This window comes from Streptacidiphilus pinicola (assembly GCF_003258295.1).
Taxonomy (GTDB): domain Bacteria; phylum Actinomycetota; class Actinomycetes; order Streptomycetales; family Streptomycetaceae; genus Streptacidiphilus; species Streptacidiphilus pinicola.
In genome coordinates this window covers 89994-96230 of record NZ_QKYN01000067.1, presented here as the reverse complement: position 1 = coordinate 96230, position 6237 = coordinate 89994, and the positions used below count along the sequence as shown (strand labels likewise).

Below are 6237 nucleotides of genomic sequence, written 5' to 3'. Positions count from 1 at the left end.
CTAAGCTGATTAGAGACGCTGCTCCTACGCCTTGCTGACCGCGGCAGCAAATGCCCGGGCGCTGCCCGCGAACCGCACGCCGTCGTTCGCCGCAGGCGTGAGCGTTCCGTTGCTGATCTCGAACCGTCCTGTTGGGCCCCCGACCACCATGAACAAGCCCGGCCGGGGCTCGCGCAGAAACAGCACGAGCTGCTCTCCGACACGGAACGCCGCGTCGTCAGCGGCCTGCCACTGCCGGCCGTTCACGGTGCCGCCGGTCTGGTGGAGGGTGATCGTCCTGCCGACAGAGCCCCGATGCCCGGGGTCGAACAGGATGGTACTGACGGTGAAAGCGAAGTCGGTGAAGGGGATCCCGTCGTCGGTGGTGGCCGTCGACTGCACGCCAGTGATCGTCCCCTCGACGGCCAGTTCGGAGTGGGCCTTCAGCGGACTGAGGGCGTGATATGACTCGGCCCAGCTCGTGTCCATCGTCACGGTGCTCCGCGGCGCAGCGGTGCGATGGCCGCTCCCGCCGCCGCAGGCGGCCAGCGGTGCCACGGTGGCGATGAGCAGTGTCGCGATCACCCGGCTCTTGCCTCTCATTGCAGCCTCCTTCTCCGGTGTGACGTGGCCCGGACGCCGGGGGTTCCGCTCGCTCGGGGAGGCAGCCAGGACGATGGGTGCGTCGGCCTGGGGAGTTAATCCGTCCGGAGAGGTTGACGGCACTTGTGTTAGCGCTCACACTCATCTCGACCCTCTCCACTGAGCCTCGCCGCCCCAGCAACTGCTGCTGGGAAGGTGATCTGGCCCGTGGTCAGTGTCGCTCGACTGCACAGATTGTTAGCGCTAACAAAGGCGAGAACCAACCAGGCCGCCCAGGCCGCCAGCAGACCCAGGAGCACGGGTGCCAGAGCACATACCGGTCGACGAGGCCGTCGCCATCGGGATCGACTTCGGGACGTTGTCCGGCCGTGCCGTGGTCGTGCGGGTCAGGGACGGGGAGGAGCTCGGCGACGCGGTCCACGAGTACCGCCACGGCGTGGTGGACCGTAGCCTGCCGGCCGACGGACGGCTGCTGCCGCCCGACTGGGCGCTGCAGGTCCCGCAGGACTGGCGTGACGTGCTGCGTAAAGCCGTGCCCGCCGCCCTGGCGGCAGCTGGTGTGAGTGCGGACCAGGTGATCGCGCTGGGCACGGACTTCACCGCGTGCACCGTGCTCCCCGCCACCGCCGCCGGCGCCCCGCTGTGCGAGCTGCCGCAGTACGCGGACCGGCCCCACGCCTACCCGAAGCTGTGGAAGCACCACGCCGCCCAGGACCAGGCGGACCGGATCAACGCGCTCGCGGAGCAGCGCGGCGAAGCGTGGCTCGCCCGCTACGGCGGGCGGATCTCCAGCGAGTGGCAGTACGCGAAGGCGCTGCAACTGCTGGAGGAGGACCCGGAGTTGTACGCCGCCGCGGAGCGCTGGATCGAGGCGGCCGACTGGATCGTCTGGGAGCTCACGGGCGTCGAGAGCCGCAACCAGTGCACCGCCGGGTACAAGGGCATCCACCAGCCCGACCTGCTCCCCGGCAGCGGCTACCCGGGCCGTGACTTCCTGGCGGCCCTGAACCCTGGGTTCGCCGACTTCACCGAGAAGATCGACTTCCCTCTGTCCCCGCTGGGCGGGAAGGCAGGGGGGCTGAGCCCCCGGGCGGCGGCCTGGACCGGATTGATTGAGGGCATTCCGGTCAGCGTGGGGAACGTCGACGCCCACGTCACCAACGCCGCCGCCCGGGCCCTGGAGCCGGGTCACCTGCTCGCGATCATGGGCACCAGCACCTGCCACATCATGAACTCCGACCGTCTGGCCGACGTGCCCGGCATGTGCGGTGCGGTCAGGGACGGCGTGGTGCCGGGCCTGTGGGGCTACGAGGCCGGTCAGTCGGGTGTCGGCGACATCTTCGCCTGGGCGGTCCGCACCGCCCTCCCCGAGGGGTACGCCCGCGAGGCGCACGAGCGCGGCATCGGCGCCCACGAACTGCTGACGGAGAAGGCCCAGGCCCAGCCGGTCGGCGCACACGGGCTGATCGCGCTGGACTGGCACTCGGGCAACCGTTCCACCTTGGTGGACCACCACCTCTCCGGCCTGATCGTCGGGCTGACGCTCGACACCAGCCCCGAGGACGTCTACCGCGCCCTGCTGGAGGCGACGGCGTTCGGCACGCGCGTGATCGTCGACGCCTTCGAGCGCTCGGGCGTCCCGGTCACCGACTTCACCGTCGCCGGCGGCCTGCCCAAGAACGCGTTCCTCATGCAGATCTACGCCGACGTGCTGCGACGCCCGGTCAACGTCATCGGCTCCGAGCAGGGCGGCGCGCTCGGCTCCGCGATCCACGCGGCCGTTGCCGCCGGGGCCTACCCGGACATCCACTCGGCCTCCGCGGCCATGGGGCGGATCCGCCGCGACGTCTACCTCCCCGACCCCGAGCGGGCCCGGGACTACGACCTGCTCTACGCCGAGTACCGCGAGCTGCACGACCACTTCGGGCGTGACCGCCTGGCCGGCGGCTCGAACGTGATGCACCGCCTGCGCGCCCTGCGCGCCCAGGCTCGCACCGCCCAGGCGGCCGACGCTCGGACGGCCAACGCTCGGGCGGCCAACGCCGACCCCAGTACACCTGCCACCTCTGCCACACCCGCCACGACCGACCTCCCCGCCTCCCGCGCCGACCTGGACGGTGTCCCCGCATGACCCTGGCCTCCCCACATCTCGACATCCTGAAGGAAGAGCTCTGCTCACTCCACGCGGAGCTGATCCGCTGGGGTCTGGTCGCCTGGACCAGCGGCAACGTGTCCGCCCGGGTCCCGGGCGCCGACCTGATGGTCATCAAGCCGAGCGGCGTCTCCTACGAGGACCTGACCCCCGACTCGATGATCGTGACCGATCTCGACGGCAACGTCGTCGACGGCACCCGCAGCCCCTCCTCGGACACGTCCGCCCACGCCTACGTGTACCGGCACCTGCCCGAGGTCGGGGGAGTGGTGCACACGCACTCGCCCTACGCGACCGCCTGGGCCGCCGTCGGAGAGCCGATCCCGTGTGCCATCACCGCGATGGGCGACGAGTTCGGCGACGACATCCCGGTCGGGCCCTTCGCCCGTATCGGCGACCACTCGATCGGCGAGGGCATCGTCGCGACCCTCAAGGGCCACCGCTCGCCGGCGGTGCTCATGCGCCAGCACGGCGTCTTCACCATCGGCAAGGACGCGAAGGCCGCCGTCAAGGCCGCGGTGATGTGCGAGGACGTCGCCCGCACCGTGCACCTGGCGCGCCAGCTCGGACCGGTCGCCCGCCTGGGCCAGACCGACATCGACAAGCTCTACGACCGCTACCAGAACGTCTACGGACAGCACCCCGACGAGCACAACGGAGCCACCGCATGACCACATCCGCCCCCGCTCCCTCCCACCGGATCTGGTTCCTGACCGGGAGCCAGCACCTGTACGGAGAGGACACGCTGCGGCAGGTCGCGGAGCAGTCCCAAGCGATCGCCCAGGCCCTGGAGCACAGCGGTGAGCTGTCGGCCGTGGTGGTCTGGAAGCCGGTGCTGACCGACGCGGCCGCCATCCGCCGGGTGATGCTGGAGGCCAACGCGGACGACGCCTGCGTCGGGGTGATCGCCTGGATGCACACCTTCTCGCCCGCCAAGATGTGGATCTCCGGCCTCGACGCCCTGGACAAGCCGCTGCTGCACCTGCACACCCAGGCGCATCTGGAGATCCCCTGGTCCAGCATCGACATGGACTTCATGAACCTGAACCAGGCCGCCCACGGCGACCGTGAGTTCGGCTATATCCAGTCCCGCCTGGGCGTGCCCCGCAAGACCGTGGTCGGGCACGCGAGCGACCCGAGCGTGGCGCTGCGGATCGGGGCCTGGGCCCGGGCCGCGACCGGCCGGGCCGAGCTGCGGTCGCTGAAGCTCGCCCGCTTCGGCGACAACATGCGCGACGTCGCCGTCACCGAGGGCGACAAGGTCGAGGCCCAGCTGCGCTTCGGGGTCTCGGTCAACACCTACGGTGTCAACGACCTGGTCGAGGCTGTGGACGCGGTCTCCGAGGGCGAGGTCACCGACCTGGTCAAGACCTACGCGGACGAGTACCGGCTGGCACCGGAACTGGCCGTCGGCGGCGAGCGGCACGACTCGCTGCGCTATGCGGCCCGGATCGAGGCGGGGCTGCGGGCGTTCCTCGTCGGGGGCGGATTCGGCGCCTTCACCACCAACTTCGAGGACCTCGGCGGGCTGCGACAGCTGCCGGGCCTGGCGGTGCAGCGGCTGATGGCCGACGGCTACGGATTCGGCGGCGAGGGCGACTGGAAGACCTCGGCGCTGCTGCGCACCCTCAAGGCGATGGGACGTGGACGCCCCGGCGGCACCTCGTTCATGGAGGACTACACCTACAACCTCGAGCAGGGGCGACAACTCGTGCTCGGCGCGCACATGCTGGAGGTCTGCCCGAGCATCGCCGCGGCCGCGCCCAGCTGTGAGATCCATCCGCTGGGGATCGGCGGCCGCGAGGACCCGGTCCGGCTGGTCTTCGACGCCGCCCCGGGCCCCGCCGTCGTCGTCGGTCTGGCCGACGTCGGGGACAGGTTCCGGCTGGTCGCCAACGAGATCGACGTGGTGGAGCCGCCGCACCCGCTGCCGGCGCTGCCCGTCGCCCGGGCGGTCTGGGCGCCGCGGCCGGACCTGGCGTCCTCGGCCGAGGCGTGGCTGACGGCCGGCGGCCCGCACCACACCGTGCTCTCGAGCGCGGTGGGGACGGCCGAGCTGCACGATTTCGCGGAGATGACCGGCACCGAGCTGGCCCTCATCGACGCCGGCACCACCGTCCGCCAGTTCACGCGCGAGCTGCGCTGGAACGCGGCTTACCATCGCCTCGCCCAGGGGTTGTGAGACCTCGGGCGCCGCACGCGGTCAGGAAACCCAAACGTGACCTGCCCGACCCATTGACGACCTGTGTTGTGAGCGCAAACAATCAGGTGCCACAGAGCAGGATGGGGGTCCGGGGTAGGTCCAGGGCCGGACCGGCGTCGACGTTCACACCCCCAGTATTCCATCCGCACGACTCAGAGCCCAGGAGCCACCCATGCCGACTGCCAAGCCCGCCACCGGCGCACTGCCCGTCATGGCGGACGTCGCGCGCCTGGCCGGTGTCTCCCACCAGACCGTCTCCCGAGTCCTCAACGACCGGCCGAACGTGCGCCGGGAGACCCGTGAGAAGGTGCTCGCCGCGATCCGGGAGCTGGACTACCGTCCGAACACCGCCGCCCGGAGCCTGGTGACCCGCCGGTCGCAGACCCTCGGGGTGATCAGCTTCGACAGCACCCTGTACGGGCCCTCGCAGATGCTCTACAGCATCGAGCAGGCCGCACGCAGCGCCGGCTACTTCATCAGCATCGCCAGCCTGCGCTACCAGGACGTCCGCTCCGTGCGCGAGGCGGTGGACCGGCTGCGGGACCAGGCCGTCGAGGGGATCGCGGTCATCGCCTCCAAGGCGTCCACCGTCGCCGCCCTGGCCCAGCACGTGGGCACCGTCCCGATGGTGGCCGTCGGCCCGACCGATCCGGGCGCGCTGTCCGGCGCCGGGGTCGACAACCAGGCGGGCGCGGAGGCCGCGGTCCGCTACCTGCTCGACCTCGGCCACCGGACCGTGCACCACGTGTCGGGCCCGGCGGACTGGCTCGACGCGAACGCCCGCGAGGCGGGTTGGCGCGGGGTCCTCACGGACCAGGGCCGCGAGGTCGTCCCGAGCCTGCGCGGGGACTGGTCGGCGCGGTCCGGCTACGAGGCCGGGCAGCGCCTGGCCCGGGACGAGTCGGTCACCGCGGTGTTCTGTGCGAACGACCACATGGCGCTCGGCGTCCTGCGGGCGCTGCACGAGGCCGGCCGGCGGGTTCCGGAGGAGGTCAGCGTGGTCGGCTTCGACGACATCCCCGAGGCCGCCTACCTGACTCCGCCGCTGACCACTGTGCGGCAGGACTTCGCGCAGCTGGGGCGTCGCGGGTTGGAGCTGCTGCTCCAGCGCGTCGAGGCTCCGGCGGCGCCCGGTGGCCGCGAGGCGTCCGGCGCCGGCCATCGGGCGGCGATCGTCGCCCCGGAGCTGGTCCTGCGGGCCAGCAGTGGGCGGCCCCGCTCCTGACGGGGCGCCACCCCGTCCGCCGTCGGCCGACCGCGCTCGTCCCGGAGTCCGCCCCACAGCGTTCCACACCGTTCA

5 protein-coding genes are annotated in these 6237 nt (G+C 71.6%); 4 read left to right on the top strand and 1 reads right to left on the bottom strand.

The annotated features are described in order from the left end of the window. Positions 1-24: 24 nt before the first annotated feature. On the bottom strand, positions 25-564 hold the full coding sequence (locus DN069_RS17860; RefSeq protein ID WP_133259956.1) for a hypothetical protein: 540 nt from the start codon (positions 562-564) through the stop codon (positions 25-27). 319 nt (positions 565-883) lie between these two features. On the opposite strand from DN069_RS17860, the gene araB reads away from it, so the two are divergent. From araB to DN069_RS17840, 4 genes are all read left to right on the top strand, one after another. After that, positions 884-2713 (top strand): ribulokinase, encoded by a 1830-nt coding sequence (gene araB / locus DN069_RS17855; RefSeq protein WP_111502010.1) that lies wholly within the window; start codon positions 884-886, stop codon positions 2711-2713. Then, positions 2710-3405, top strand: coding sequence for an L-ribulose-5-phosphate 4-epimerase (locus DN069_RS17850; protein WP_111502009.1), 696 nt, complete (start codon positions 2710-2712; stop codon positions 3403-3405). Before araB ends, DN069_RS17850 begins: the two co-directional genes overlap by 4 nt. Beyond that, positions 3402-4916 (top strand): L-arabinose isomerase, encoded by a 1515-nt coding sequence (gene araA / locus DN069_RS17845; RefSeq protein WP_111502008.1) that lies wholly within the window; start codon positions 3402-3404, stop codon positions 4914-4916. The genes DN069_RS17850 and araA overlap by 4 nt, the downstream gene beginning before the upstream one ends. Before the next feature lie 193 nt (positions 4917-5109). Beyond that, positions 5110-6162: a LacI family DNA-binding transcriptional regulator gene (locus DN069_RS17840; protein WP_243639382.1), complete on the top strand. Its 1053-nt coding sequence runs from the start codon at positions 5110-5112 to the stop codon at positions 6160-6162. The last annotated feature ends 75 nt before the right edge of the window (positions 6163-6237 follow it).

What these genes read in the sequence shown, in the direction of transcription:
- DN069_RS17850 (WP_111502009.1), top strand. Translation starts at nt 2,710, where the DNA reads ATGACCCTGGCCTCCCCACATCTCGACATCCTGAAGGAAGAGCTCTGC.
- araA (WP_111502008.1), top strand. Translation starts at nt 3,402, where the DNA reads ATGACCACATCCGCCCCCGCTCCCTCCCACCGGATCTGGTTCCTGACC.
- DN069_RS17840 (WP_243639382.1), top strand. Translation starts at nt 5,110, where the DNA reads ATGCCGACTGCCAAGCCCGCCACCGGCGCACTGCCCGTCATGGCGGAC.